The organism is Nocardia mangyaensis, from assembly GCF_001886715.1.
GTDB classification, from domain to species: domain Bacteria; phylum Actinomycetota; class Actinomycetes; order Mycobacteriales; family Mycobacteriaceae; genus Nocardia; species Nocardia mangyaensis.
Window position 1 is genome coordinate 4,779,815 of sequence record NZ_CP018082.1, and the last position, 26,541, is coordinate 4,806,355.

The 26,541-nt window shown below is 68.9% G+C and carries 26 protein-coding genes; 7 read left to right on the forward strand and 19 right to left on the reverse strand.

All coding sequences use genetic code 11. The features are described 5' to 3' along the window. The first annotated feature begins 260 nt into the window (after positions 1-260). The gene (locus BOX37_RS21695; protein WP_240504981.1) at positions 261-1,235 is read left to right on the forward strand and encodes a helix-turn-helix domain-containing protein; all 975 of its coding nucleotides are present in this window, start codon (positions 261-263) and stop codon (positions 1,233-1,235) included. Here BOX37_RS21695 and BOX37_RS21700 read toward each other — a convergent pair. The 5 genes from BOX37_RS21700 to BOX37_RS21720 all read right to left on the reverse strand — a co-directional run bounded on the left by BOX37_RS21700 (position 1,229) and on the right by BOX37_RS21720 (position 6,007). Next, complete coding sequence (locus tag BOX37_RS21700) at positions 1,229-2,047, reverse strand: ABC transporter permease (protein ID WP_071929251.1); 819 nt, start codon at positions 2,045-2,047, stop codon at positions 1,229-1,231. The two genes, BOX37_RS21695 and BOX37_RS21700, sit on opposite strands and share 7 nt — an antisense overlap. After that, positions 2,044-2,916 (reverse strand): ABC transporter permease, encoded by an 873-nt coding sequence (locus BOX37_RS21705; protein ID WP_420811634.1) that lies wholly within the window; start codon positions 2,914-2,916, stop codon positions 2,044-2,046. The genes BOX37_RS21700 and BOX37_RS21705 overlap by 4 nt, the downstream gene beginning before the upstream one ends. 2 nt (positions 2,917-2,918) lie before the next feature. Continuing rightward, on the reverse strand, positions 2,919-3,923 hold the full coding sequence (locus BOX37_RS21710) for a thioesterase domain-containing protein (RefSeq protein ID WP_071929252.1): 1,005 nt from the start codon (positions 3,921-3,923) through the stop codon (positions 2,919-2,921). Between the two features lie 62 nt (positions 3,924-3,985). Next, positions 3,986-4,429: a DUF4254 domain-containing protein gene (locus BOX37_RS21715; protein WP_071929253.1), complete on the reverse strand. Its 444-nt coding sequence runs from the start codon at positions 4,427-4,429 to the stop codon at positions 3,986-3,988. A gap of 237 nt (positions 4,430-4,666) precedes the next feature. Further along, positions 4,667-6,007 carry a TIGR03118 family protein gene (locus BOX37_RS21720; RefSeq protein ID WP_240504987.1) on the reverse strand — a complete coding sequence of 447 codons (1,341 nt, stop codon included), beginning with the start codon at positions 6,005-6,007 and terminating at the stop codon, positions 4,667-4,669. A 113-nt stretch (positions 6,008-6,120) separates the two neighbouring features. Here BOX37_RS21720 and BOX37_RS21725 point away from each other — a divergent pair, with 113 nt between their 5' ends. Both BOX37_RS21725 and BOX37_RS21730 read left to right on the forward strand, forming a co-directional pair. Continuing rightward, positions 6,121-6,618 (forward strand): peroxynitrite isomerase, encoded by a 498-nt coding sequence (locus BOX37_RS21725; RefSeq protein WP_071929254.1) that lies wholly within the window; start codon positions 6,121-6,123, stop codon positions 6,616-6,618. 266 nt (positions 6,619-6,884) lie between these two features. After that, the gene (locus BOX37_RS21730) at positions 6,885-7,124 is read left to right on the forward strand and encodes a hypothetical protein (RefSeq protein WP_071929255.1); all 240 of its coding nucleotides are present in this window, start codon (positions 6,885-6,887) and stop codon (positions 7,122-7,124) included. On the opposite strand, the gene BOX37_RS21735 is transcribed toward BOX37_RS21730, so the two are convergent. The 5 genes from BOX37_RS21735 to dxr all read right to left on the reverse strand — a co-directional run bounded on the left by BOX37_RS21735 (position 7,118) and on the right by dxr (position 13,775). Then, a complete protein-coding gene (locus BOX37_RS21735) occupies positions 7,118-8,908 on the reverse strand; it encodes a penicillin-binding transpeptidase domain-containing protein (RefSeq protein ID WP_071929256.1) in 1,791 nt (596 codons plus the stop codon). The genes BOX37_RS21730 and BOX37_RS21735 overlap by 7 nt on opposite strands. A gap of 65 nt (positions 8,909-8,973) precedes the next feature. After that, positions 8,974-9,837: a GNAT family N-acetyltransferase gene (locus BOX37_RS21740; RefSeq protein WP_084759942.1), complete on the reverse strand. Its 864-nt coding sequence runs from the start codon at positions 9,835-9,837 to the stop codon at positions 8,974-8,976. Positions 9,838-9,979: 142 nt separating this feature from the next. Beyond that, a complete protein-coding gene (gene ispG, locus BOX37_RS21745) occupies positions 9,980-11,134 on the reverse strand; it encodes a flavodoxin-dependent (E)-4-hydroxy-3-methylbut-2-enyl-diphosphate synthase (protein ID WP_071929257.1) in 1,155 nt (384 codons plus the stop codon). A gap of 180 nt (positions 11,135-11,314) precedes the next feature. Next, positions 11,315-12,511 carry a M50 family metallopeptidase gene (locus BOX37_RS21750; RefSeq protein ID WP_071929258.1) on the reverse strand — a complete coding sequence of 399 codons (1,197 nt, stop codon included), beginning with the start codon at positions 12,509-12,511 and terminating at the stop codon, positions 11,315-11,317. Positions 12,512-12,581: 70 nt separating this feature from the next. Further along, positions 12,582-13,775, reverse strand: coding sequence for a 1-deoxy-D-xylulose-5-phosphate reductoisomerase (dxr, locus tag BOX37_RS21755; RefSeq protein WP_240504989.1), 1,194 nt, complete (start codon positions 13,773-13,775; stop codon positions 12,582-12,584). A 95-nt stretch (positions 13,776-13,870) separates the two neighbouring features. Here dxr and BOX37_RS21760 point away from each other — a divergent pair, with 95 nt between their 5' ends. Then, complete coding sequence (locus BOX37_RS21760; protein WP_071929260.1) at positions 13,871-14,140, forward strand: DUF2631 domain-containing protein; 270 nt, start codon at positions 13,871-13,873, stop codon at positions 14,138-14,140. A 64-nt stretch (positions 14,141-14,204) separates the two neighbouring features. On the opposite strand, the gene BOX37_RS21765 is transcribed toward BOX37_RS21760, so the two are convergent. From BOX37_RS21765 to BOX37_RS35475, 3 genes are all read right to left on the reverse strand, one after another. After that, a complete protein-coding gene (locus tag BOX37_RS21765) occupies positions 14,205-15,179 on the reverse strand; it encodes a LysR family transcriptional regulator (protein ID WP_071929261.1) in 975 nt (324 codons plus the stop codon). A gap of 33 nt (positions 15,180-15,212) precedes the next feature. Continuing rightward, on the reverse strand, positions 15,213-16,385 hold the full coding sequence (locus tag BOX37_RS21770; protein ID WP_084759944.1) for a serine/threonine-protein kinase: 1,173 nt from the start codon (positions 16,383-16,385) through the stop codon (positions 15,213-15,215). Positions 16,386-16,472: 87 nt separating this feature from the next. Further along, positions 16,473-18,254 (reverse strand): serine/threonine-protein kinase, encoded by a 1,782-nt coding sequence (locus BOX37_RS35475; protein WP_071929262.1) that lies wholly within the window; start codon positions 18,252-18,254, stop codon positions 16,473-16,475. A 246-nt stretch (positions 18,255-18,500) separates the two neighbouring features. On the opposite strand from BOX37_RS35475, the gene BOX37_RS21780 reads away from it, so the two are divergent. After that, positions 18,501-19,304 (forward strand): transglutaminase-like domain-containing protein, encoded by an 804-nt coding sequence (locus BOX37_RS21780; protein ID WP_071929263.1) that lies wholly within the window; start codon positions 18,501-18,503, stop codon positions 19,302-19,304. Positions 19,305-19,307: 3 nt separating this feature from the next. Here the strand turns inward: BOX37_RS21780 and rlmN are convergent, their stop codons facing one another. Beyond that, positions 19,308-20,417, reverse strand: a complete 1,110-nt coding sequence (gene rlmN / locus BOX37_RS21785) for a dual-specificity RNA methyltransferase RlmN (RefSeq protein WP_071929264.1) — start codon at positions 20,415-20,417, stop codon at positions 19,308-19,310. 113 nt (positions 20,418-20,530) lie between these two features. Here rlmN and BOX37_RS21790 point away from each other — a divergent pair, with 113 nt between their 5' ends. After that, a complete protein-coding gene (locus tag BOX37_RS21790; protein ID WP_084759947.1) occupies positions 20,531-20,908 on the forward strand; it encodes a LapA family protein in 378 nt (125 codons plus the stop codon). Positions 20,909-20,918: 10 nt separating this feature from the next. On the opposite strand, the gene BOX37_RS21795 is transcribed toward BOX37_RS21790, so the two are convergent. The 5 genes from BOX37_RS21795 to rpsB form a co-directional block, all read right to left on the reverse strand. Next, entirely contained in the window at positions 20,919-21,803 is an 885-nt protein-coding gene (locus BOX37_RS21795; protein ID WP_206045912.1) for a phosphatidate cytidylyltransferase, read from the reverse strand. Positions 21,804-21,914: 111 nt separating this feature from the next. Continuing rightward, positions 21,915-22,472 carry a ribosome recycling factor gene (gene frr / locus BOX37_RS21800; protein ID WP_071931766.1) on the reverse strand — a complete coding sequence of 186 codons (558 nt, stop codon included), beginning with the start codon at positions 22,470-22,472 and terminating at the stop codon, positions 21,915-21,917. Positions 22,473-22,521: 49 nt separating this feature from the next. Further along, a complete protein-coding gene (gene pyrH / locus BOX37_RS21805) occupies positions 22,522-23,250 on the reverse strand; it encodes a UMP kinase (protein ID WP_071929266.1) in 729 nt (242 codons plus the stop codon). A gap of 216 nt (positions 23,251-23,466) precedes the next feature. Beyond that, positions 23,467-24,291: a translation elongation factor Ts gene (gene tsf / locus BOX37_RS21810; RefSeq protein ID WP_071929267.1), complete on the reverse strand. Its 825-nt coding sequence runs from the start codon at positions 24,289-24,291 to the stop codon at positions 23,467-23,469. 186 nt (positions 24,292-24,477) lie between these two features. Beyond that, positions 24,478-25,368 (reverse strand): 30S ribosomal protein S2, encoded by an 891-nt coding sequence (gene rpsB, locus BOX37_RS21815; protein ID WP_071929268.1) that lies wholly within the window; start codon positions 25,366-25,368, stop codon positions 24,478-24,480. 412 nt (positions 25,369-25,780) lie between these two features. On the opposite strand from rpsB, the gene BOX37_RS21820 reads away from it, so the two are divergent. Then, the gene (locus tag BOX37_RS21820) at positions 25,781-26,530 is read left to right on the forward strand and encodes a hypothetical protein (protein ID WP_156910484.1); all 750 of its coding nucleotides are present in this window, start codon (positions 25,781-25,783) and stop codon (positions 26,528-26,530) included. Positions 26,531-26,541 lie beyond the last annotated feature (11 nt).

Sequence of the window (26,541 nt, forward strand, 5' to 3'; positions counted from 1 at the left end):
AAGTACCCCCATCACCGGCGCGCTCATCGCTTCGCCCCGAATTCACCCGACACCCAAGATTTGACTACCAACATGATTGGCTCTCGATTCGGTTATCCCGGTCTTCTGTTCGGATTGCTCGCAACCAGGCTAACTGGATCATGCTCGCTCACAACGCGAAACGCAAGATTGCGTTGTCACTCCTGCAGTAAAGCCGCCTCGACAGAACCGGCGGTCACATCGGCCCCGCGACAGCGGTCCGCGATGCATCAACGAGCACTGTGACCACAGTAGCCGCGACCGAGCAGGCTGTCTTCGCGGATCGCGTGACATCGACGCCACGCAGCGCAATAATGCGATTCACGAAGCGCGCCACAGGCGAAGGGGAACCAATGGCAGGCAAGCGCACGACACTGACCGTCAGGCTGCGGCGCCTCGCCGCGATGCTGCGCGAGTTGCGCGAAAGCGCGCAGCTGAGCAAGGAAGACGTCAGCGCGCGCACCGGTATCAACGTGACCACGCTGTACCGGATCGAAATGGCGCAGGCCCGCCCCCAACGCCGCACCCTCGGCGCGATGCTCGACCTTTACCAGGTCAGTGACAAAATCCGCGAAGAAGCGCTCAGCCTGCTCACCGACGCGTTGAAACCCGGCATGTCACACGCCTACGAGGGCGCAGTCTCCGATGTCTATGCCACTTACATCAATTTCGAGGCCGAAGCGCTCTCGGCGCGGCAGTACCAGACATCCACCGTGCCAGGTCTGCTGCAGACCTACGAGTACGCGGCAGCCGTCATCGACACCACGATGCCGCGCCTGGACGCGGTGACCATGGAGAGCCGGGCCAAGGCCAGGATGGATCGCTCGGTCAACCTGTCCAAGGACGACCCCCTGGAACTGTGGGTCGTGATGGACGAGGCGGCCGTACGCAGGGTCGTCGGCGGGTCTGCGGTGATGGCGGGCCAGCTCGATCGGCTGATCACCGAGACCAAGCGCAAGAACGTGATCCTGCAAATCCTGCCGTTCGACGCGGGCGCCCACCCCGGCATGGCCGGCTCGTTCACCCTGCTCGATTTCCGCGATCCGGCCGACCCGGAGCTGGTGTACGTGGAGAGTCTCGCCATCGACACCCTCGTGGAGGGCCACTCCGAGATCCGCCGCTTCGGTGTGATCTTCGACCAGCTGCGCGCGATGGCGCTGAGCCCGCGCGATTCGGCCGTGCTGCTCGCCGAGGCGCGTGCCTCGATCGCTCAGTAGCGGCTCGCCCGCCGGAAGCCGTACGCGGCAGGCATCGCGAACAGCGCGATCGCACCGAGCGACCAGGCCAGCGTGGCCAGCAGCGGCGCGCCGACCGGTCCGCCGAGGGCGAGCCCGCGCATGGTGTCGATGGCGTGGGTCAGCGGGTTGTTGGCCACGATCGGCTTGGCCCAGGCGGGGTAGGCGGTCAGCGGGACGAAGCCGGTGCTGAAGAACATGAGCATCGACGAACCGAGCGAGACGCTCTCGACGAGCGCGGCTTTGGCGGTGTACACCGCCAGCGCGGTGACCATGGTGGCGAACCCGAGACCATAGACCAGCGGAACGGCGAACAAGGCCAGCGCGGCAAGCGGACCCTGGGTGAACCGGAACCCCAGCGCGACACCGACCGCGAAGATCACCAGCGTGCACAGCACGATCCGCACGCCTTCGGCTACCACGCGCGACAGCAGGCCCGACGCGCGATGCACCGGCAGCACCCAGAACCGGGCGAGCAGTCCCTCACCGCGCTCCCGGCCGAGGGTGACCGCACCGGCCAGCGAGCCCGACATCACCGAGACCAACGCGATCATCGGCACCGAGCCGTAGAGCGCGTTGTCGCCCGCGAACGACGAGACCTGCTTGCCGAGGACCGAATTCAGCATCACCAACAGCAGGGCGGGGAAGACCAGGGCCTGCATGACCGTCAGCGGGTCGCGGTACCAGCGCATGAGCAGGCGTTTGGTGTGGATCAGGGTCTGGGGCACCAGCATCCGCAGCGTTTCGGTAGGTCGGTTCACCCTCGGCAGGGCGCCGGTGCGCGATGCGGTCATCCGGTCCGCCGAACCGCGTGCGACCAGGCCAACGCACCGCAGAAGACGAGGATGCCACCGGCCCAGGCCAGACCGGGACCGAGGGTGGCGAGGTCGACCACGCCCGCGTTGCCCGTGGAGTCGCCCGCCAGTGCGCGTAATCCGTTGACGAACTGGGAGACCGGCTGATTGCGCGCGTAACTCTGGATCCAGCCGGGGAACTGGTCGGCCGGTGCGAAGCCGGTGGACACCATGCCGAGGATCAACTGGGGCAGCACCAGCACCTGGGTGGTCGCCTCGGGGCTCGACGACACGCTGCCGATCAGGTCGGCGCCGCAGCACAGCGCGATCGCGATCAGCAGCGCGAAGGCGAGGAAACCCAGCGTGTGCCACCAGCTTCCGTAGAACCGGAACCCGATCAGCGCGCCGCACACCAGGGCGGCGGCGATGGCGATCACCGAGCGCTGCGCGGCGGCGGTGATCCTGGCCGCCAACGGCACCCAGCGCGGCATGGGCAGGGTGGCGAAGCGGATGTCGATGCCGTCGCGCGCGTCGGTGGCCGAGCGGAAGGCTGCGGCGATGGCGCAAAACGAGACCGCCTGCATGACGATCATCGGCATCAGGAACTGGGCGTAGCTGCTCAGGCCGTGCCCGTACACGGTCATCACGAGGTTGAGCGGGACGTAGAAGCCGACGGTGAACGCCACCGGCGCCAAGATCGCGGTGAGGATCTCGCCGGTTCGCCACGACGGCCGGATCAACCGGCGCGCCAGCACCCACCACTGGCCCAGCGCCCCGGTCGCGGACAGATCGTGCCCGGTGACCGGTTCGTCGGAGATGTGCACACTCCCATCGTGCGCGATCGGGCCCGTGGTGGCGAATTCGGGCACGGTCAAGGGTTCTGCCGTGGTGCGGACACGGCGGCGATGATCCCGGCGATGTCGGGCATCAACTCGGGATCGATCAGTTCGCCGGAACCCGCGTCGAGGACCACGCCGGTGACCGTCCCTGCGACGTAGGGGCGCCAGCTACGCACGTCCACACCGGGATCGGGCCGGTCGGTTCCGTCTGGTGCACGGCCGGGGACGCACAGGGTCAGATCCCCGGACAGGATCGACGGCCGATGACCGGCACCCGCGCGCGCAATGGCGGTGCTCGCTTCGCCGAGGCGATCGAGGTCGGCAGCGGTGAGGCCGAGGGCATCCGTCCATGGCGCGGCGAGCACGGCGGCCGCGGCGGCGCTGCGATGGGTGATGGCGGCGTCGATGCCGAGCACGGCGGCGAACCGCTCCACGAAGTCCGGGCCCGGCGTTGTCGCGGGTCGCGGCGGTGTCGCAGGTCCCGGCCCGGTCGGACGTCGCGGCGTCGGCATACGTTCTGCTCCCTCGGGCGCGATCGGCGCCAGGTCCGGTGGGCCGGGGGCGGACAGCTCGGTGGCCAGCAGCACGACAGTGACCTGTTCGCCTGCCGTGCGCAGCCGTGCGGCGACCTCGTGGGCGATCAATCCGCCGACCGACCAGCCGAGCAGCTGGTACGGGCCGTGTGGCGCGAGGCGGCGGATCTCGGCGAGGTGTCGGCTCGCGTAGGCGGCAATGGTCGGGGCAGGGGCACTCGTCTGCACCCCGTAGATCGGCACGCGGGGGTCGAGGTGGTGCACCAGGGCGGCGAAACTCCAGGCCAGAACCGCTTCGCCGGGGAAGCAGAACAGCGGTGGGCCGTCGACGGTGGTGCCGAGTGGGCGGATCGGCACCACCGTCGCCGACGCCGGCCGATCATCGGTCGGACCGGGGACGGCGGACGAGCGGTCGTGGTCGACCGCCGGACAGTCCTCGGGCCGGTCCGGCGCGAACCCGCAGGCCATCGGCGGGGTGCCGTCGGCATCATCGTGAATGGGCACAACAAATGATACGTCGTACGAATCCTGAACAACCCCAACACTTTCGGGGGCAGCGCGGGGCGTCAGTAGGTGTAGGCGGGCAGGCTGCGGACCCCGGCCCACAGGTCATCGATCAGGCGCTGATAGCTGTCGGCCAGATCGTCGAGCCGGACCCACTCGTCGTAGAACACCGACTCGGGCGCACCGGCCAGCACCACGAACGCCTGGGCGCTGTGCATGGCCAGCCGGTCGACCAGGTCACCGAGAGTCTCGGAGTGCTCGTCGGCGGCGGCCGGTGGGACCGGCGCGGCCAGGATCACCCACCGGTCGATCGACCGCATCAGCTGGGCGCGGCGGCGATCGATCCGCTCGGCCTCGCCCCGCGGGATCCGGTCGCGCAACTGATGCAGCAGGGCGAGCTCGCCTGCGGCGTCGAGGATCGGATGGTCATCGTGCGGCAAACCACGGAACGCGGCAAGGAGTACGTCGCGATCGGGCAGCATCGTCGCTCGTGCCGAATGCCGCATCTCACCGCTCCCCGGACGAACCGACGACGTCATGGCGCGAAATCATCATCTGCACACCTCCGGATCGGGGCACGACACCCCGGTGGGGGTGTTCTCGCGTGCGGCGGAACGAGGCCATTTCCGCGCCGTTCGCGCGCACCCGGCAATCATTCCGCCACCACTGTCCCGTACAAGGGCACCGACGACAAGCAGCTGGCATACCGGACATTCGGATTGTCCGCTGCCGCCGGTGACCGCCTACTGCACGCGCAGACTGCCGAACAGGCCATCCTTTCCGCCGGCCGGACCGGCCGTGAAGTACAGCGCGTTCGCGTCGCCGAGGGTGTCACCGTTGCCGAACAGCAGTGCGGTGAGCCCGGCGATCTCGATCGGCTCGGCCTCGTTGTCGCGCAGATAGTCGACGAAGGTACCGGTGGTGTCGTCGTAGGCCAGCACGCGGCCCAGACCACCGGAGTTGGCGACCAGCAGCTTGCCCGACAGCGCACCGAAGTTCGACGGCGCGATGGCGACGCCCCAGGGCGCGTTGAGCCTGCCGCCGTCGTCGATGATGCGCACCAGCTTGCCCGCGGCGTCGAACTCGGCGATCTTGCCCCGGTCCGGCTTGCCGTCGGCGGACTTGTCCGCCTCAGCGGACAACGACGCGATCTCGGCCTTCTCGAAGGTCTCCGGGTCCTTGTCGTCCGGGGTGGTCACGGCGTACGAGACGAACACCCGGCTGCCCAATGTGGTGACGTTGTACGGCGCGGGATCGCCCGGCTCGGCCTTCTTGCCCTTCTCCGGGGTGGCCGGGTCGATCACCTCACCGGTGGCGAAGGGGTTGGCGAACCCGGTGGTCGCCACCGGCTGCCAGGACTTGTCGAAGGTACGGATCTGCGGGTCGGCGCCGAAGTCGGCGACCAGCAGCTTGTCACCCGCGGGCGAGAGCGCGAGACCGAAGAACGCCATGTCCTGGGCGGAGCCGTCGAACATCAGGTTCGCGGTGCCGTCGCGCCGGATGACGGCCCCGTCGGGCGCCTGCTCGGTCCACGCCGAGAGCTTGCCCGAATCGGTGGCGAGTATGTGGCGCGCCGAACCGGTGAGCGGAATCGGGATGCCGTCGAGTTGGACCCACTGATCGCGCACGACGAACAGATCGGAGCCGATCGGCGCGGGGTTGTACACCACACCGGTGGTGGTGCCCGACTTCGGATCGGCGGTCCCGGCGCCGGGCACAGTGACGGCCTTCAGGTCGTCCTGGGTCAGCTTCTTCAGCTTGGTGTCCGAGGAGGAATGCGCGTCACCGAGGAACTGGAACGCCGAACCGCCCGCACCGACCCAGAAGTGACCGCCCGCGCCCTTCGGCCGATCGGCCAGGCCCCAGGCGTCGACCAGCTCGGGAATGGTGAGCTGGGCACGATAGGAGTCCTTGGCCGCGACCAGATCGGTTCGGCTGTAGCGGTTACCGTCCAGCGCGCTCACCTCGACGGCGGCCTGCCCGGTGCTGGAGCACGCGGTGGCCACCAGCAGTGCCGCCGCGAGCACGGCACCGCGCACCAACCCGGACCGCACCGCGCGGGCGCCCCTCACCTGTCCGTTCACGTTCCATCCTTTCGACCTCCGCCGCACGGCGTTTCGGCGAGGCTGACCTTAGCCTGATCGTTGCGACGGCGTGCCGTGACGGCCGCTCCGAGGACAGGTCTAGGCTGTCGCCCGTGGTCGAACCCCCCGCCCCCATCGCCCCGCATCCCGCTGTCGCCGCGCTCGCTCCCCTGCTGGGCAGTTGGCGCGGCCGCGGTCACGGCGAGTACCCGACCATCGACTCGTTCGACTATCTCGAGGAGATCACCTTCGGCCATCTCGGCCGGCCCTTCCTCACCTACCGCCAGCGCACCACGGCGGGCGACGACGGCAGGCCGCTGCACGCCGAGACCGGCTACCTGCGCTGCCCGGCCCCCGGCCGGGTCGAACTCGTGCTCGCCCATCCCACCGGGATCACCGAGATCTGCGAGGGCACCATCACCGAAACCGTCGACGGAATTCGGCTCGAATTGAACTCGACGAATATCGGTCTGAGCGGATCGGCGAAGTCGGTTACCGCGCTCGGCCGTTCATTCCACGTGACCGAAGACACCATCGACTACACCCTGCGAATGGCGGCGGTCGGGGAATCCCTACAACACCATCTGGCCGCAACTCTGCAACGCGCCTGAGCGTCGCCGAATTCGACTGTTCATCGTCGCGCAGCCTCCTGAACTGCGCATTTGATCGGCGGAAACCGGTCGTTCACCTTTTCATCACGGATATGTACCGGTTGTGTTCGAACACGCCCGCACATAACGCAACAATTGTGTTTCGCTTACTGCGGCCAGCTGTTGCCCTCCTGGTGGCCGTTCTACGGTTCTTCCAACAGCAAATCCCCAGACAATCGAAGGGCTGCCCGTAGACACGTCGAAACCCTGAACGAGGGAGACGAAGCATGAGGCGTTCCACCCTGATCTTGACCACTGCCGGGATGATCTTGGGCGGCGCGGCCGCCATCGACCTTCTCGACGGTGCGGGCGCGGAGGCAGCGCCCGCACCGACTGTCGGCTACAGCGTGATCCACCACGCGGCGACATCCCATCCCGAGAGCAGTTCGCTCGCGGTGGTGCGGGGCCTGCTGGCGACCGAGCACGCCGACGGACCCGGCCACACCGCACCCACCGCCGGTCAGTAGCCCGGCGGCAGCGCCGCGAACATATCCCTCGTCACGGCGACAGCATTGTCGGAGCTGCCGCCCTTGACGAGCAGGGTCGCGAAGGCGATGTCCCCGCGGTACCCGACGAACCACGAATGCGAGCCGCCCTCGACCTCGGCCTCGCCGGTCTTGCCGTACACCTCGCCTTGGTCCCGGATGCGCTCGGCGGTGCCGCCGGTGACCACCATCCGCATCATCGTGCGCAAGCCCTCCACCACCTCCGGCGCGATCTCGGGTCGCTCGCCGGTGACCTCGGTCGGTCGGCCGGCGATGAGGAACGGCACCGGAGCCGTGCCGTTGGCGACCGTCGCGGCCATGACCGCCATGCCGAACGGGCTCACCACCACCCGGCCCTGGCCGATGCCGTCCTCGGCGCGCTGCACCAACCCCTCGGCCTCGGGAACCGAGCCCGACATGGTCGGCAGCCCTTCGACGCGATAGTCCTGGCCGATGCCGAGACGCGCGGCGGCCTCGGTGAGGGCGTCGGGTTCGAGCGTGCTGGCCAGCCGGGCGAAGGTGGTGTTGCAGGAGCGTTCGTAGGCGGTGGCCATCGGCACGTCACCGACGGAGAACAGTTCGTAATTGGGGATGGTGCGCTCGCCGATGGTGGTGCGGCTGGGGCAGGCCAGCACTGTGTCGGGGGTGGCCAGGCCCGCCGCCATGGCCGCCGAGGCGGTCACGGTCTTGAAGATCGACCCCGGCGGATACTGGCCGCTGGTGGCGACAGGTCCGTCGCGATCGGCGGCCTTGTTCTGGGCCACCGCCAGGATCGCGCCCGTCGACGGGCGCAGCACCACCATCATGGTCTGCTCGGCGCGCAGGTCCACCGCGTGCTGGGCGGAGTTCTGCACGAACCGGTCGATGCTGAGCGCGAACGATGGAGCCGGTTGGGCCGCGACCTCGTGCAGCACATCGAGATCGGCGCCGTTGGCGTTGCGGGTGACCACGCTCCAGCCCGCCTTGCCGTCGACCTCGGCGATCACCGTCTTGCGAACCTGGGCGAGCAGATCGGGAGCGAACTTGCGGTCGGTGGGCACCATGTCCCACTCCTGGGTCAGCGTCACCCCGGGCAAGCCGATCAGCTGACCGCCGATCGTCTCGGCCTCGTACTCGGTCAGCAGGATCACCGTGTGCGGGCCGTCGGCGCGGCGGGCCGCGGTCAGGATCGCCTGCGGGGTGTAGGCAACCGGGTCGATGCGGCTCAGCGCCGCGGCGAGGGCCCCGGCAACACGCTGCGGATCGGCGGCCTCCGCGACGTCGAACCGCACCCGCGACACCGTGCCGGGGACCAGGACATCGCTGCCCGCCGACTCGTTGACCCTGGCACGCGGGGCGGCCTGGGTGCGCAGTTCCAGGGTCTGGGTGTCACCCAGCCGGGGATGGATGTCGGAGGAGGTCCAGCGCACCAGCCAGCGGCCGCCGCTGCGACCCATCTGCAGTTCACCGGAGTAGGTCCACTGCCGCCCCTTGGGCAGGCGCCACTCGTAGGTGTAGTCGACGGTGGCGGTGTCGCCGCTGACGCGGGCGTCGCCGGTGCGGATGGACAGTTCCTCGGCCTGCAGCGCCTGCCATGCCGAAGTCAGTGCCGCCGTGGCCTTCTCGGGTTCGGTGGTGAGTTCGGCGGCGGCGGTGAAGTCGTGCTGGGCGAAGGCCGTGGCGAAGGCGTCGGCGGCGGGCACCGGCCCCTGCGGACCCGACGAACAGGCGGTCGCCGCCACCGCGAGGGCGGCCACCGCGCACGTGGTGAGCATCCGTATCCTCATCGGCACCGATGGTAGTGCGGAAAGGGCCACTGACCGCGCAACAACGCGGTGTCGGCGGCGCGAGATCAGTCCACCAGGACGGTGGCGAAGGTGGCGATCTGACGGAAACCCACACGGCTGTAAGCGCGTCGGGCGATGCGGTTGTAGTCGTTGACGTACAGGCTCGCCGTACGGCCGGTCGCCACAACGGCATTCGCCACCGCCGCGGTGCCCGCCGTGCCGACACCGGAACCCCGGTGCTCGGGATGCACCCACACACCCTGGATCTGGCCGGTCCGCCGCGACAGCGCGCCGATCTCGGCCTTGTAGACGACCACACCGTCCTCGAAACGTGCCCAGGCCCTTCCTGATTCGATCAGGCTCTGGATGCGTCGGCGATAGCCGCGGCCACCGTCGCCCGCGCGCGGGTCGACGCCCACCTCTTCGATGAACATGGCGATCGCGGCGGTCAGGTAGCGGTCGATCTCGTCGGGCCTGACCCGGCGGACCCCGGTATCGGGACGGATCAGGGCGGGCTGGGCGAGGGCGAGCAGCGGTTGGTCGGCACGCAGATCGCGGGCAGGGCCCCACTTGGGCAGCAGCAGTTCCCACAGCGGCAGCGTGAGTTCCTGCCTGCCGACCACCGAGGAACACACGCGTGGCCAGCGGCCCGCGCGATCGGCGAACGCGCGCAGGGCCTGCTGATCACCGCGCAGCGGAACCAGGTTGGCGCCGGAGAAGCACAGGGAGTCCGCGGGCCCGCCGCGGCTCCACAGCTCACCGAGGCCGCTGCGCGCGTCGAGTCCGAACTCCTGGACGCGGGCGGCGATCATGCACGTCGCCACCGGATCGGCGTCGAGCACACGCAGTACCTCGCCCAGATCCCGGACGGACACCGGGCGCGCGGGGGCGGTCTTGGACCGTCGCGTCGGCTCCAGCAGACTCCGCACGGCACCAGCCTGCCACGAAAGCGCGCGCAACGGTACGGGTCCGCCGAATCCGACGCTCGACCGTGAGTAGCGGCTGTCAGTCGGCGGCATCTACTTGTCGGGCTCGCACGGGCCCGCGTGGTGCCGCCGCGCTACCGCCGCCTCATCCGACAGTGACGACCGGCTCACCACCGGGCTGTTCGCCCATCTCCTCGGCGATGCGCATCGCCTCTTCGATCAGCGTCTCCACGATCTGGGATTCCGGCACGGTCTTGATGACCTCGCCCTTGACGAAGATCTGGCCCTTGCCGTTGCCGGAGGCGACACCGAGGTCGGCCTCGCGGGCCTCACCGGGGCCGTTCACCACACACCCCATCACCGCGACCCGCAGCGGGACCTCGAGGCCGTCCAAGCCCGCGGCGACGGCGTCGGCCAAGGTGTAGACGTCGACCTGGGCGCGGCCACACGACGGGCAGGACACGATCTCGAGCTTGCGCGGGCGCAGGTTCAGCGACTGCAGGATCTGGCCGCCGACCTTCACCTCCTCCGCGGGCGGGGCCGAGAGCGAGACGCGGATGGTGTCACCGATGCCCTCGCTGAGCAGCGCACCGAAGGCCACCGCGGACTTGATGGTGCCCTGGAACGCCGGGCCTGCCTCGGTGACGCCCAGGTGCAGCGGGTAGTCGCTCTGCGCGGCCAGCTGCCGGTAGGCCTCCACCATGATCACCGGATCGTTGTGCTTGACCGAGATCTTGATGTCGCCGAAGCCGTGGTCCTCGAATAGGCTCGCCTCCCACAGCGCGGACTCGACCAGCGCCTCGGGGGTGGCCTTGCCGTACTTCTCCATCATCCGCTTGTCCAGCGAACCGGCGTTGACGCCGATGCGGATCGGGATTCCCGCGGCGCCCGCGGCCTTGGCGACCTCGCCGACGCGGCCGTCGAACTCCTTGATGTTGCCCGGGTTCACCCGGACCGCGGCACAGCCCGCGTCGATCGCGGCGAAAATGTAGCGCGGCTGGAAGTGGATGTCGGCGATCACCGGGATCTGCGACTTCCTCGCGATGGTGGCGAGCGCGTCGGCGTCTTCCTGGCGCGGACAGGCCACCCGGACGATGTCGCAGCCCGAGGCGGTCAGCGCCGCGATCTGCTGCAGAGTGGCATTGATGTCGTGGGTCTTGGTGGTCGTCATCGACTGCACCGAGATCGGGGAGTCACTACCGACGCCGACCGAGCCAACCATGAGCTGGCGGGTCTTGCGCCGAGGGGCGAGAACAGCAGCGGGGGCGGCGGGCATCCCCAATCCGATTGTGCTGGTCACTTTCGGCTGCCTTCTTTCCTACAAGGTCTCGGGTGTTGTTGCCGAGCTTAGTCGCGCGGGGTGACCGGGCGCCCTGTGAGGGGCACGACACCGGACCCACGCGGTGTGCGGCCGCCTCGACCTGGACTGACCAGAGGGTGCGACGAAGGAGTGCCCGGCCGCGGCGCCCGGCCGCCGACATCACGGCAGACGGATGGGATTCACGATGTCAGCGGCGAGTGTCAGCAGCATGAACGCACCGCCGATCACCACCACTACGTAGGTGGCGGGCAACAATTTGAGGTAGTCGACCGGGCCGGCCGGTGCCTTGCCGAGCCAGGACCGCAGGGTGTTGCGGATCTTCTCGTAGAGCACCACCGCGATGTGACCACCGTCCAATGGCAGCAACGGCAGCAGATTGAACGCGCCGAGGAAGAAGTTCAGACTGGCCAGGACCAGGATGAACATCCCCCACAGACCGCGCTCGGCGGTCTCGCCACCGATGCGGCTGGCGCCGTAGACGCTGACCGGGGTCTCGGGATCGCGCTCGCCGCCGGTCACCGCCTCCCACAGCGCGGAGACCTTCTGCGGCATCTTGGCCAGCGACTTCACGGTCTCGACCATGAAATCGCCGGCGAACACGATGGTCGCCGGAATCGCGGCGACCACCCCGTACTGCTGAGGTTCGGCGAAGTCGGGACCCACACCGACCGCGCTCACCTCGCGGCTGGGGCCCTCCTTCGGCGAGCGCAGAACCCGCTCCGGGGTGACCGGCACCGTCAGGGTCTGGCCGTCGCGCTCGATCGTGTAGTCGAAGGTGCCACTCTGCTTCTGTGTCTCGGCCTGGAACTGGGTCCACGTGCTGACCGGAACACCGTTCACGGCGGTCACCACATCGCCGCGCTGCAGCCCCGCGCGCTGGGCGGGACCGTCGCCCGTACAGGCGGCCAGGGTCTTGTCCGGATTCTCCTGCGCGACACAGCCCATGGTGCCCAGTGAGGTGGCGGGTGGCTGTTGCAGCTGCGGCAGGCCCCAGCCGATCGCCAGCACCACCAGCAGGATGAAGCCGAGCAGGAAGTTCATGGCGATGCCGCCGGACATCACGAGCAGGCGCTTCCAGGTCGCCTGGCGATACATCGCCCGGTCGACCTCCTCGGGCTCGAGCTCGTCGAGAGCGGTCATGCCCGCGATGTCGCAGAAACCGCCCAGCGGCAGCGCCTTGAGACCGTATTCGGTCTCCCCGCGCCGGAACGAGAACACCTTCGGTCCGAAACCGATGAAGTAGCGGCGCACCTTCATCCCGGTAGCCTGCGCGGTCCACATGTGTCCGCACTCGTGCAGCGCGATCGAAATCGTGATACCGAGGGCGAACAGTGCGAACCCCAGCGCGAATACCATCAGGGCCTTTCTTCTTGGCGGCTGGCGCCGCGGGCGGCCGAAACGTGGTGGTTTCGTTTGGTCCGTCAGGTCAGGGCGTCGTTGTGCCCGCGATGGTGTTCGCGGCATACTCCCGTGCCCAGCGGTCGGCCGCGAGGACGTCGTCCAGGGTATCGGGTTCGGCCTGCCAGCGATCTGCGGCCTCTACGGCGCGGGTGACGGTGCGCACGATCGCGGGGAAGGTGATCCTGCCGTCGAGGAAGGCCTGGACGGCGATTTCATTCGCGGCGTTGTAGACGGCGGTGACGCTGCCACCGGCCTCACCCGCCTGGCGGGCCAGCTGCACAGCCGGGAACACCTTGTCGTCGACCGGTTCGAACGTCCAGGTGGACGCGGTGCCGAAATCGCAGGCCGCGGCCGCACCGGGGATGCGGTCGGGCCAGCCGAGGGCCAGGGCGATGGGCAGCTTCATGTCGGGCGGGCTGGCCTGGGCCAGAGTGGAGCCGTCGGTGAAGGTGACCATGGAGTGCACGATCGACTGCGGGTGCACGGTGACGTCGATGCGGTCGTAGGGGACGCCGAACAGCAGGTGGGTCTCGATCAGTTCGAGGCCCTTGTTCATCAGGGTGGCCGAGTTGAGGGTGTTCATCAGCCCCATCGACCACGTGGGGTGTGCCTTGGCCTCCTCGGGGTTCACCGATTCCAGCATCTCGGCAGTCCAGCCGCGGAACGGTCCACCCGAGGCGGTGAGGACCAGCCGGTCCACCTCCTCGGCGGTGCCGCCGCGCAGGCACTGGGCCAGCGCGGAGTGCTCGGAGTCGACGGGCACGATCTGGCCGGGCGCGGCGGCGCGGGTCACCAGGGAGCCACCGGCGACCAGTGATTCCTTGTTGGCCAGCGCCAGCCTGGTTCCGGCGGCGAGGGTGGCCAGGGTGGGTTCCAGGCCCAGCGCGCCGACCAGGGCGTTGAGCACGACGTCGGCCTCGGTGCGGCGCACCAGTTCGGTCACCGCGGCCTCGCCACCGAGCTCGAGATCGAGGGCCTGGGCGGCGGCGGGATCGGCGACGGCGACATTGCGGGTGCCGGTGGCGGCCATCTGTTCGGCCAGCAGCGCGGGGTTGCCGCCGCGCGCGGCCAGGCCGACCACCTCGAAGCGGTCGGGGTTGGCGGCGATCACCTCGAGCGCCTGGGTCCCGATCGAACCGGTACTGCCCAGGAGCAGCACCTTCACCCGATCGGTGGACTGGGAGTGGTCGTGCGCGGCACGCGTTGCGGGGTGGGACACGGGCCCATTGTGGCAGGGCTGCTGGCTACGACGGACGGTCGTATGCCACGATATGCCTACTCGCTTAACCAGTACTCGAGCCCTAAGGAGCGATCGTGGCCGCCACGGACCTCGAAAAAGCCAGCACCGAGCGCCCCGTCGCCACCAGCGTCGACCCCGCCGAGGTGCCCTCGGCCGCGTGGGGCTGGAGCGGTGAGTCGCGCCGGACCTTCCAGATCGCCGGCTGGTTCGTCGTGATCGCCCTGCTCGCCATGACCATCGGCAACCACCAGGGACATGTGGAGGACTACTTCCTCGTCTGCCTCGCCGGTCTGATGGCGCTGCTGCTGGTCGTCGACTCGCTCACCAAGCGCATTCCGAAGTAGCACTTCGGTCGATCACGCCTGCGGCGCTACTGTGCCGCAGGCGTTTTCGTCTGTTCCGAGCAGGTCAGCGACCGCGGCCAGCGCCCGGTTTGCGGCCGCGGCCGGTGCCCTGACGGGCGCTGTGCTGTGTGGCCGCAGGCTTCTTCGCAGTGTTCTTGCGTGCCGGCGCCGCCGCACGCGGACGCGCGGTTCGTTCCGGTTCGGCCGCCCCACGGGAACTGTTGGCCGAGCGGCCGCGCACGATCCCGACGAACTCCTCGAGCAGCCCGGTGTCGGTACCCGCGGGCCAGGCCAGCGCGATCTCGGTGACCTCGGTGTCACTGATGGGGCGATAGACCAGGTCGCGCCGGTGATGCAGACGCGCGATCGACTGCGGCACGATCGCGGCGCCACCGACGGCCGCGACGAGTGCGAGGGTGTCGGCGGCCTGATCGAGGTCGGCGCCGTCGTGCCGGGTCTCCGCGGCCAGATCGGCCGGGCACACCACATCGAGCAGCGAGAGCGCGTCGTCTTTTTGCACCACCGCGACCGGGGTCTCCTGCCACAGCGGAATCGCGTTCATCGCGGTCCTGTCGATCGGCAGCCGCACGAAGCACAGGTCGACGTGGCCTTCGCGCAGCGCGTTCTCCTGCTCGCTCTGGGCGACACCGACGACCTCGAGCGGATGATCCGGCTGTCGGTCGGCCCAGATCCGCGCCCACTTCGACACCGTCACGCCCGGCACGAAGCCCACCCGCAGGCTCGCGGGGGCCTCGGGCTTCTGCTCGCGCTCGGCCTGTTCGTGTGCCCGGATCAGCTCCCTGGCGTGGCCGAGCAGCGCGGCGCCGTCCTCGGTCAGCTGGGTCGGCGAGGCACCGGGCACGAAAACCCTGGTGCCGAGCTCCTGCTCCAACTCGATCACGGTGGCGCTCAGGGCCTGCCGGGGAATCCGCAGTGCCTTGGCGGCGCGCGCGAAGTGCAGTTCCTCGGCGACGGCGACGAAGCGACGCAGCCGGGCGAGGTCGATGGAGTCGGCGGCGGTGACGTCGAAGTCGCTCATTCTGACCAGAATATGGCACCGCGGACGCGTGGATCACACGCTGGCGGCCACCAGCGCGATGAATACCGCGACGACCACGACACAGATCAGCAGGATCAGGTACGTGCCGAGGGCCGAGCCCCAGCCCCGCTGGGGTGGCGGGTGCGGAACCGGTGACCGCATCTGTGGCGACGACCACCCGGGCGGCACGCCCTGGTGGTACGGCGGCACCGGCCCCCGCGCCGCCATCGGCGGCCGATAGGGCGTCACCGGCTGGGCGTAGGGCGCGATCGGGGCGCCCGCGGTGCCCACCGGGCGCATGGGCTGTATGCCCACGAACGGCGCGGGCCGCGCGTGTGCTCCCGACGGCGGCGGCACCGTCGAACGAGCGCCGGTCGTGCCGGTCCGCAGCGCCCGACGCGCGGCATCCACGAATTCCTCGCACGAGTCGAACCGATCGGCGGGGCGTTTGGCGAGTGCACGCGCCATGACGGCGTCGAGCACCGGCGGCAGCCCCGCCCGGCGCGGGCTCACCGGCGGCGGTGGCGCCTGCAGGTGACCGGTGATCACGGCGGCCGGGCTCGCCGATTCGAACGGCGCCGAGCCGCTGAGCAGCGTGTACAGCGTGCAGGCCAGCGAGTATTGATCGGCGCGATGGTCCAGGGCGGCGCCGGTGAGCTGTTCGGGCGCGGCATAGGCGAGGGTGGCCGTGAACGAGCCGGTCTCGGTGAGATGCCCGGAGTCGTCGCGCAGGCGAGCGATACCGAAATCAGTGAGATACACCCGCTCCTGACTGCTGGAGCGGGCGAGCAGGATGTTGGCCGGCTTCACATCACGGTGCAGGACGCCGCAGCGGTGGGCGTAGTCGAGGGCGGCCGCGGTCTCCCCGATGATCTGCAGCGCCCGGTCCGGCGGCAGCGACACCGGATCCAGGCTCGACGCGTCGACGCCGTCGATGTACTGCATGCTGATCCAGAGCTGGTCGCCTTCGACACCGCGGTCGAACACGGTCACGATGTTGGGGTGGTCGAGCTGGGCGACCAGATCGGCTTCACGCTCGAACCTGGCCCTGATCTCCTTGTCGGAGAACAACTCTCGATTGAGTAGTTTCAACGCGGTCCAGCGTGGCAGCCGCGGATGCCTGGCCAGATACACCGACCCCATCCCGCCGCGCCCCAACTGCCGGTCGATCGTGTATCCGGCGAACACCGTCCCGTCAGAAACCACTCTGACCCCCGAATCTCGCTCGTCGTACCGACGGCCAGGACCCTACCAAACGGGGCGATCGCGGGTCGGCGCGCTGGCCCGACCGGCTCACCAGGGTGCGGTGGCGACCTGCTGGGACAGCTCGTCGAGAACCTGCTCGCCCATCACCCGTGGAATCGTGAACAGTACGAAGCGTTCCCGTTCGGTGTCGGTGAACCGCGAGATCACCGTGGACACCACCCCACCGTATTCGTCTCGGTAGACGAATCGGTGGTCGCGACGGAACATGTCGGCGGACTCGCCGCGAGCGTCGGCATCGACGGCGAAGGTGGCCACTGCCGACTCCGCGGCGGTCCCGACGTCGAAACTGTAGAAGCGGAAGGCGAATCCGTCCCCGGACGGGCTCAGGCATTCCCACCGCGCCCGCCAGCCGTTGAACGCGGCCTCGACCCCCTTCTCCGCGTAGAAGGACTGCCACTGTGGCGCTGCCCGGCAGGTCGTGTCGAAATAGCCGTCGGTGTCCTTGTCGGAACCGGGTAGCAGGCCGGGAAACGCCGCGGCCATCGCGTTCAGGTCGCCGTGGCCCGGTGAGCGGCCCAACGCCACCGCGATGAAACCGGTGTCGTCCCGCCACACCCACACGCCTGCTCCGGCGAGGAGCGCGACAACGATCGCCAACGCCACCAGGGGCCCGCGGCGCCCTCGCCGAGCTGGAGCGACGGGGCGCTGCGAGGGCGGTCGACCCGGTGCTACCGGTCGCGGCGCGTGGCCCTGGGGCGCGGAGCCCTGCTGAGGCGCATTGCCGCGCTGGGGTGGATGGCCCTGCGGAGGTGTGGAACCCTGCCGAGGCGCGGTGCCGGGCTGGGGCAGATGGCCCTGCCGAGTGGTGGAGCCCTGGTGAGGTGCGGCGCCCTGCTGAGGCATCGAATGCTGCCGGGATGTGGCGCCGTGCTCGGAGGCGGGGGCCGGTTGAGGCCTGACGAGCGAAGGCGCTCGCACCGCAGGGGGATTCGCCTGTGCTGGCCGCGGCATCGAGGACGCGCCGAACAGCGTCGGTTGCGCGCCGACCCCGGCGACGGCCCGGCGTGCGGCGGCAGTGAACTCCGCACACGAGTCGAAGCGATCGGCGGGGCGCTTGGCCAGCGCGCGGGCGAGCACCGCGTCCAACGCCGCCGGAAGTTCGCGACGGTGGCCGCGCGCCGATGGCGGCGGCGACTGCAGATGCCCCTGGATGACCAGCACCGGATTGGCCGCCGCGAAGGGGGCAGCGCCGGTGAGCAGCGCGAACAGCGTGCACGCCAGCGAATACTGATCGGCGCGATGGTCCAGCGCGGAACCGGTGAGCTGCTCGGGCGCCGCGTAGGCGAGGGTGGCGTTGAACGTGCCGGTGCGGGTGAGATTGCTGGTGTCCTCACGCGGGCGGGCGATACCGAAATCGGTGAGCAGCACTCGCTCCCGACCGCTCTCACCGGTCAGCAGGATGTTCGCGGGCTTCACATCACGGTGCAGCACCCCCGCCTCATGCGCGTGATCGAGTGCGGCAGCAGTTCCCTCGATGATGTGCAGGGCATGTTCGACCGGCACCGGCCGCGCGATGGTCGCCGCGTCGACCCCGTCGACGAACTGCATGCTGATCCACAGCCGGTCACCGTCGACCCCGCGGTCGTACACGGTGACGATGTTGGGGTGCTCGAGCTGGGCGGCCAGATCGGCCTCCCGCTCGAACCGGGCCCGCATCTCGGTGTCGGCGAACAGTTCCGAGTTCAGCACTTTCAGCGCAGTCTGCCGAGGCAGCCGCGGATGGCGAGCCAGGTACACCGACCCCATGCCACCGCGCCCGAGTTGCCGTTCGATCGCGTATCCAGCGAAGACATCCCCCGTCGCAAGCATGGTTCCCCCGTTGTCCGGCTGACTCGAACGCAGCCGTGAACACCATTGTCCGGCCACCTCCAACATAGCGCTTGCGCGGTCGCGGCCCGAATCGGTCTCGAGCCGCATGGTCCAGCGTTCGCGGGCGTCGACGGACCACGATCACTTCACCCGACGGATGTCGTCGCGACCGCTCCCCCGAACGAATCAGCCGGATGCTCGGGGATTCGAGTCGCCGTCGGAGCCCTGGCCTGGCAGGCTGGACCGGTGCAGCGTGACGTTTCCGCCAACATGGAGGTTGCGGTCCATGCCGACGCGATGCTGCAGTTCCAGATCGCGGTCGCCCGACAGCCCGGACTGGACGTGGTCGAGGCAATGACCTGCTCGGTCGACGGGGAATTCCTCACCCCACGCGAGGTGATCGGCCCCCACAATTCCCGCATCCATGTGCTCGACGCCCCCGCGGGCACCCTGCGACTGGACTACCGGGCGAGCGTCTCGGGCACCGCCACCCCCGAGCCGATCACCGACTACGACCTCGCCCTGTATCGACGGCCGAGCCGCTACGCCGAGTCGGACAAGCTACTCGGCTTCGCGGCGGCCGAATTCGGTTACGGCATCGTCGACCCGGACATGCCCGCCCGGGTCGCGGCCTGGGTCGGCAGACGGATCTCCTACGTCTCGGGCAGCAGCGCGCCCATCGACGGCGCCGTGGAGACCCTGCTGTCGGGCACCGGCGTCTGCCGTGACTTCTCCCACCTCGTGGTAGCACTACTGCGCGCGGTCGGCGTGCCCGCCCGCATGGCGGCGGTCTACGCCCCGGGCTGTGTCCCGATGGACTTCCACGCGGTCGCCGAGGCGTTCGTCGACGGTGTGTGGCGCACCTTCGACCCGACCTGCTTGGCCCCCAGAATGAGCCTGGTGCGCATCGCCACCGGCCGCGACGCCTCCGACATCGCCTTCCTCGACAACCACGGCGGCGACATCACCCTGAACTCGATGGTGGTCAACGCCTTCGTCGCGGGGCCGCTGCCCTACGACGACTTCGTCCAGCCGATCCGGATCGAATAGGGCTCAGCCCTCGGCAGCCAACTGACCGCAGGCGGCGGCGATCTCCTGACCTCGGGTGTCACGCACCGTGCACGACACACCCTGGGCGATCACCCGGCGCACGAACTCGCGCTCGACGGGCTTGGGGCTGGCGTCCCACTCGCTGCCGGGGGTGGGGTTGAGCGGGATCAGGTTCACGTGCACGAGCGGGCCGAGGGCCTTGTGCAGCTTCTCGCCGAGCAGGTCCGCGCGCCACGGCTGGTCGTTGACATCGCGGATCAACGCGTACTCGATCGACACGCGGCGGCCCGACTTGTCGGCGTAATACCGTGCGGCGTCGAGCACTTCGGCGATGGACCAGCGATTGTTGACCGGCACGAGGGTGTCGCGCAGTTCGTCGTCGGGGGTGTGCAGCGACACCGCCAAGCGCACCGACATGTCCTCGTCGGCCAGTTTGCGGATCGCGGGCGCGAGGCCGACAGTCGACACCGTCACCGACCGCTGCGAAATGCCGAGCCCGTCGGGAGCGGGCGAGGTGATCCGGCGGACCGCGTTCACCACCCGCTTGTAGTTGGCCAGCGGCTCGCCCATGCCCATGAACACGATGTTGGACAGTCGTCCCGGCCCGCCGTGCACCTCGCCGTCGCGCAACGAGGCGGCCGCGGCTCGCACCTGGTCGACGATCTCGGCGGTCGACAGATTGCGGGTGAGACCGGCCTGGCCGGTCGCGCAGAACGGGCACGCCATGCCGCAGCCCGCTTGGCTGGAGATGCACAGGGTGTTGCGGTCGGAATAGCGCATGAGCACGCTCTCCAGCAGGGTGCCGTCATGGGCCCGCCACAGCGTCTTGCGGGTGTCGCCGGAGTCGCAGGCGAGGTGGCGCACCACCGACAGCAGCGGCGGGAAGAGGGTTTCGCCGACCTTGTCGCGCACGTCGGCGGGCAGATCGGTCATCAGCGCCGGATCGGACTGCAACCGGCCGTAGTACTGGCGGGCCAGCTGATCGGCGCGGAACTTCGGTAATCCCAGCTCCTGCACCGCGGTCTTGCGCTCGTCCGCGTCGAGATCGGCGAGGTGGCGCGGCGGCATACCGCGACGCGGGGCATCGAAGACGAGGGGCAGGGAGGTGGCCATAATTCCCCCATTGTCCCAAACGAGGCGCCGGACCCGGTGGGCGGGCCGCCACGCCGGGCCTTGTTATCGAGAAGATGCGTGCACCGGCGATAGCGGTCGGCAATGATCGATACATGTCCACCAACGCAGAATCGGGCGCGTCACCGGCTGCTCACGAGCCGGTTCCCGTGCCGTCCGACCCCACCGACACCACGAAGCATCGCCGCGCCGAACCCGACCGACCAGCCAAGCGGGCCACGCCCGACGCGCTCACCCGGTCACGCACCGGCTATACCTGGATCGCTCTGCTCGCCGCCGCGATCCTCGGCATCGTCCTGCTGATCTTCATCATCCAGAATCTCGACAAGGCGCAGGTCAACCTGCTGTTCTGGGACTTCTCGCTGCCGCTGGGCATCACCGTGCTGCTGTCGGTGATCGCGGGCGCGCTGGTGATGGGCCTGGTCGGCGGGGTGCGCATCCTGCAGCTGCGGCACGCGGCCAAGAAGCCCTGAGTAGCGCGGCTCAGAGCAGCGCGCTGAGCACCAGCCACGACACGAAGGCCGAGGGCAGCATCGAGTCGAGGCGGTCCATGATGCCGCCGTGACCCGGCAGCAGCGTGCCCATGTCCTTGATGCCGAGTTCGCGTTTGATCTGCGATTCGATCAGGTCGCCCACGGTGGCCACAACCACCAGGCCGACACCGAGCACCACGCCGATCATCGAGTTGGCTTCCAGCAGCAGGGTGACCGTCAGCAGACCACCGATCACGCTGAACACCAGCGACCCGCAGAAACCCTCCCAGGACTTCTTCGGGCTGATCGCGGGCACCATCGGATGCCTGCCGAACAGCACACCGGCCACGTAGCCGCCGACGTCGGAGCAGACGACCAGGATCATGAAGGTCAGCACGCGCAGGTTGCCGTCGGGTTCGAGTAGCAACAGCGTCGAGAACGCGGCCAGCAGCGGAATCCAGCTGAGGGTGAACAGGGTGATCGAGGTGTCGCGCAGGAAGTTGCGCGGCGCGGTGTTCAGGCCATGGTCGAACAGCCGCCACACCATGCACGCCAGCGCGGTCGCGGCGAACGCGCCGAGCACACCGCCCGCACCCCACGGCCAGCCCGCCCAGAACACGGCCTGACCGCCGACCAGCAGCGGAATCCGCGGCACCAGGACGTCGGCCTCGCGCAGCCGCTTGGTGACCTCCCAGGTCGCGACCGCGACGGCGACGCCGGCGATCGCGATGAACACCTTGGGCACGAACAGCAGGATCGCGATCAGCGACAATCCGAGTCCCAGGCCAACCGCCAGCGCCGCGGGCAGGTTACGGCCCGCGCGCGAGGGCGGCCCCTGCGGCTGTGTTTCGGGCGGCGTGGCCGCGCCACCGGGCACGTCTACCGTGTCCGGCATCGGTTCCGGTGCCGCTCCGGTGGCGGCGGCGTCTTCGGCCACGATTGTCCCGTCGCTCAACTCGTCGTTCCGTTCATCCCCCGCACGAGCGGGACTGGCGAGATCTGGCGCTCAGACCTCGAGCAGTTCGGCTTCCTTGTGCTTGACCAGCTCATCGACCTGGCCCACGTACCTGGCGGTGGTCTTGTCGAGCTCCTTTTCGGCGCGCCCGACCTCGTCTTCCCCCGCTTCGCCATCTTTCTGGATCCGGCTCAGTTCGTCCATCGCCTTGCGCCGGACGTTGCGAATCGAGACCTTGGCGTCCTCACCCTTGCCCTTGGCCATCTTGACCATCTCACGCCGGCGTTCCTCGGTGAGCTGAGGCACCGTGATGCGCAGGATGTCGCCATTGTTGGTGGGGTTGACGCCCAGGTCGGAGTTGCGGATCGCGTTCTCGATCGGGCCCAGCTGGCTCTGCTCGTAGGGCTTGATCACGACCATGCGCGGCTCGGGCACGCTGATACTCGACATCTGGGTGATCGGGGTCAGCGAGCCGTAGTAGTCGACCAGGACCCGGGTGAACATGCCCGGGTTGGCGCGGCCGGTGCGGATGCTGCCCAGATCGTCCTTCGCCACCGAGACGGCCTTCTCCATCTTCTCCTCGGCATCGAAGAGCGCTTCATCAATCACGACCGATTCCTCCACAGCGTCGTCATCGTCATCGTCCGCGGATGCGGCGTCAGGACCGAACCAGGGTGCCGATGTGTTCACCGGCGACCGCACGGGCAATATTGCCCTTGATCAACAAATTGAACACCAGCATCGGCATCTGGTTGTCCATGCACAAGCTGAATGCCGTCGCATCGGCGACCTTGAGCCCCTTTTCGATCACTTCCTTGTGGGTGATCTCGGTGAACATGGTCGCGTTCGCGTCTTCGCGCGGGTCGGCGTCGAACACGCCGTCGACGGCCTTGGCCATCAGCACCACTTCGGCACCGATCTCCAGGGCACGCTGGGCGGCGGTGGTGTCGGTGGAGAAGTAGGGCATGCCCATACCGGCGCCGAAGATCACCACCCGGCCCTTCTCCAGGTGCCGCTTGGCACGCAGAGGCAGGTAGGGCTCGGCGACCTGGCCCATCGTGATGGCGGTCTGCACGCGGGTGTCCACGCCCTGCTTCTGCAGGAAGTCCTGCAGCGCAAGGCCGTTCATCACGGTGCCGAGCATGCCCATGTAGTCGGAGCGGGCCCGCTCCATGCCGCGCTCCTCGAGCTCGGCACCGCGGAAGAAGTTGCCGCCGCCGATCACCACAGCCACCTGCACGCCGGTCTCGACGATCTCGGCGATCTGCTCGGCCACGGTCTGCACGACGTCGGGGTCGAGGCCGACGCCCCCGCCACCGAACATCTCCCCACCCAGCTTCAGCAGCACCCGGTTGTATCCAGGGCGGTCGTTACCCGGGTCGGTCATGGGTGTTCGTCTCCTTCGGCAAGGTAGAGATCGGGTCGAACTCGAGGGCTTGCGGACCGGCCGCACAGCAAGGCAGAGCGGCATCCATCCTGCCTTATCCGGTTCCCGGTGCCGCACAAGACCCCCTGGCGTGAGCGGCGCGAGGGGCGGGGCACGGCCGGGCACGGCAAACGCCCCCGATGCCGGTGAGCATCGGGGGCGTGTACTGCGGCCTGATCAGGCCTGGCCGACCTCGAAGCGGGCGAAGCGGGTCAGGGTGACACCGGCCTCGTCCAGGAGGGCCTTGACGGTCTTCTTCGAATCGGTGACCGAGGACTGCTCCAGCAGGACCACGTCCTTGAAGAAGCCGTTGACCCGGCCCTCGGTGATCTTCGGCAGCGCGGCTTCGGGCTTGCCCTCTTCGCGCGCGGTCTGCTCGGCGATGCGACGCTCGTTCTCGACCAGCTCGGCCGGAACCTCGTCGCGGGTCACGTACTTGGCCTTGAGCGCGGCGACCTGCATGGCGGCGGCGCGAGCGGCCTCGGCCGCGGCGTCGCCCTCACCGGTGTACTCGACCAGCACGCCGACGGCGGGCGGCAGGTCCGAGGCACGCTTGTGCAGGTAGGTGGCGACCGGGCCGTCGAAGGAGACGACCCGACGCAGCTCGAGCTTCTCGCCGATCTTGGCGGCCAGCTGCTGCACGGCCTCGTCGACGGTCTTGCCGTCGAGCGGCAGCGCCTTGAGCGCGTCCAGATCGTTCGGCTTGGCGGCGGCGGCGGCGGTGACGACGGCGTCGGCCAGCTCCTGGAACTCCGCGTTCTTGGCGACGAAGTCGGTCTCGGAGTTGATCTCGACCAGGACGCCGTTCTTGGCGACGACCAGGCCCTCGGCGGTCGCGCGCTCGGCGCGCTTGCCGACGTCCTTGGCGCCCTTGATGCGCAGCACCTCGACGGCCTTGTCGAAATCGCCGTCGGAGTCGGCCAGCGCGTTCTTGCAGTCCATCATGCCGGAGCCGGTGAGCTCGCGGAGCCGCTTCACATCAGCAGCGGTGTAGTTCGCCATCGGGGGCGAGCCTCCTGTATCTATGGCGGCTGGTGCCGCGGGGTTTCTCGGCCCTGAGACCTCGAAGACCCAGGGAAAGAGACTTCTCGACTCGGGCCATGCACTTTCGTAGGTACTTACACCACCTTGCCGACCGCTTCTGAATTCAGAAGGGCCGGCAAGGTGAACGTCGAACTACCGATCAGCTCAGAAGTCGGCCGGGGTGTGCTGCGCCGGGTCGGCCTTGACCTCGGCCTCGGCCTCGGCCGGGGTCTCGACGGCCGGAGCCTCGGTCGCGGCGGCGGGAGCGGCTTCGGCAGCCGGGGTCGCCTGAGCCAGCAGCTCCTGCTCCCACTCGGCGAGCGGCTCGCCTGCACCGGCTTCGGGCTTCGCGTCGCCGGAAGCCTGGCCCGCGCGAGCCTGCACGCCCTCGGCCACCGCGGAGGCGACGACCTTGGTCAGCAGTGCGGCGGAGCGGATCGCGTCGTCGTTGCCCGGGATCGGGTAGTCGACCAGGTCGGGATCGCAGTTGGTATCCAGGATCGCGATGACCGGGATGTTCAGCTTGCGCGCCTCGCCGACGGCGATGTGCTCCTTGTTGGTGTCGACGATCCAGATGGCCGAGGGAACCTTGGCCATGTCGCGGATACCGCCGAGGGTGCGGTCCAGCTTGGTCATCTCACGCGTGAGCATGAGGATTTCCTTCTTGGTGCGGCCCTCGAAGCCACCGGTCTGCTCCATGGCCTCGAGCTCCTTGAGGCGCTGCAGGCGCTTGTGCACGGTGGAGAAGTTGGTGAGCATGCCACCCAGCCAGCGCTGGTTGACGTAGGGCATTCCGACGCGCAGCGCCTCGGAAGCGATCGACTCCTGGGCCTGCTTCTTGGTACCGACGAAGAGGACGGTGCCACCGTGGGCGACAGTCTCCTTGACGAACTCGTAGGCCTTGTCGATGAAGGTCAGCGTCTGCTGCAGGTCGATGATGTAGATACCGTTGCGGTCGGTGAAGATGAACCGCTTCATCTTCGGGTTCCACCGACGAGTCTGGTGGCCGAAGTGCGCGCCGCTGTCGAGCAGCTGCTTCATGGTTACGACAGGCATAGCCCTCGTATCTCTCTTTCGTTGCCGGTTGTCGCGATCGATCGGTGATCGACTGCCCTGGCGCCACCGGAACCGCCGGACCCAGATCTACACGATCGGGACCAGCCGACGATTCCACTGTTCATCCGTTGGAGAACTCGCGCGGACATGCCCTCACGGACTGCCTGCGTTGCGAGCGGCGACCGGATGGACGAGCACGGGTGGCGCGCGAAGTCGGTCCGTGCCGTGCACAACTACTGCTGAGCACAAACCGCTCGATCAGTCTACGCGGAGCGGCGCCACGCCCGAAATCACCCCCTCGCAGGGCCCGCCCACACCAGTGGTGAAGCACGCGATATCCACATGGGGCGAAGTTGTCCACATTCTGAGTTCGGTGGCCCCGGACCCGGTTCTCGCCGCTCAGAGTGGGTTCATGAACATGTTGACACGGGTCATGACCTCCCTTTCCGGGCTGCTCTGCGCGGTTGGCCTCGCGGCCGCACCGGTGGTGGCCGAGCCTCCTGATTCGCTCCAGGTCGCGCCGGTGAGCGCCGGGGGTGATGTCGGCCGGGCGCCGACGCAGCCGCCGCACAGCGATGCAGACCATCCGCGGATCTTTCCGTCACCGACGGTCGACGGGGGCACCCCTGCCGCGCCTCGGCCTCGGCCCGTGTGCGGCGGTGTGCCCAGCGCGGTGCCGGCGGATGCGTCGCACAACCGGCCGCAGGGTCGGACGAACCCTGCGGCCGATCCCGAGCTCGTCCCCAGGCCCATCCCGGTGCAGATAACAGTGCACGACCTCGCCACGGCGCCGACCGCGCCACGAGGCGCCACCCTCGAAGGATTGTCGGTACGGTCCCAGGTCGGGATCATCCTCCGAGCCGACGCGAAGGCAACAGCAAAGCCCGAAGCCGGGACCGTGACCGCGGCGGGGCCCGGCGGAAGAGCCGAAGCGGGGGCGGACGCCCGAACGGGCGCGGTGGTGCGCGCTCGAGCGGGGCGGATTCTGCCGCCGGCCCGAGCGGCCGACACCGATGCCGTGCTCGCCCCGGTACGCGAGCCAGAAACGGACACGACGGCCGGAACCGGGAGCGGGGCGGCGGAGCTTTCCGACGTGCTGCGGGAAGTGCTCCAGGGGCTGACCACCGCCCAGCGCGTTCCCACTCCACGGCCGCACCGTTGAGTCGTTCCAGC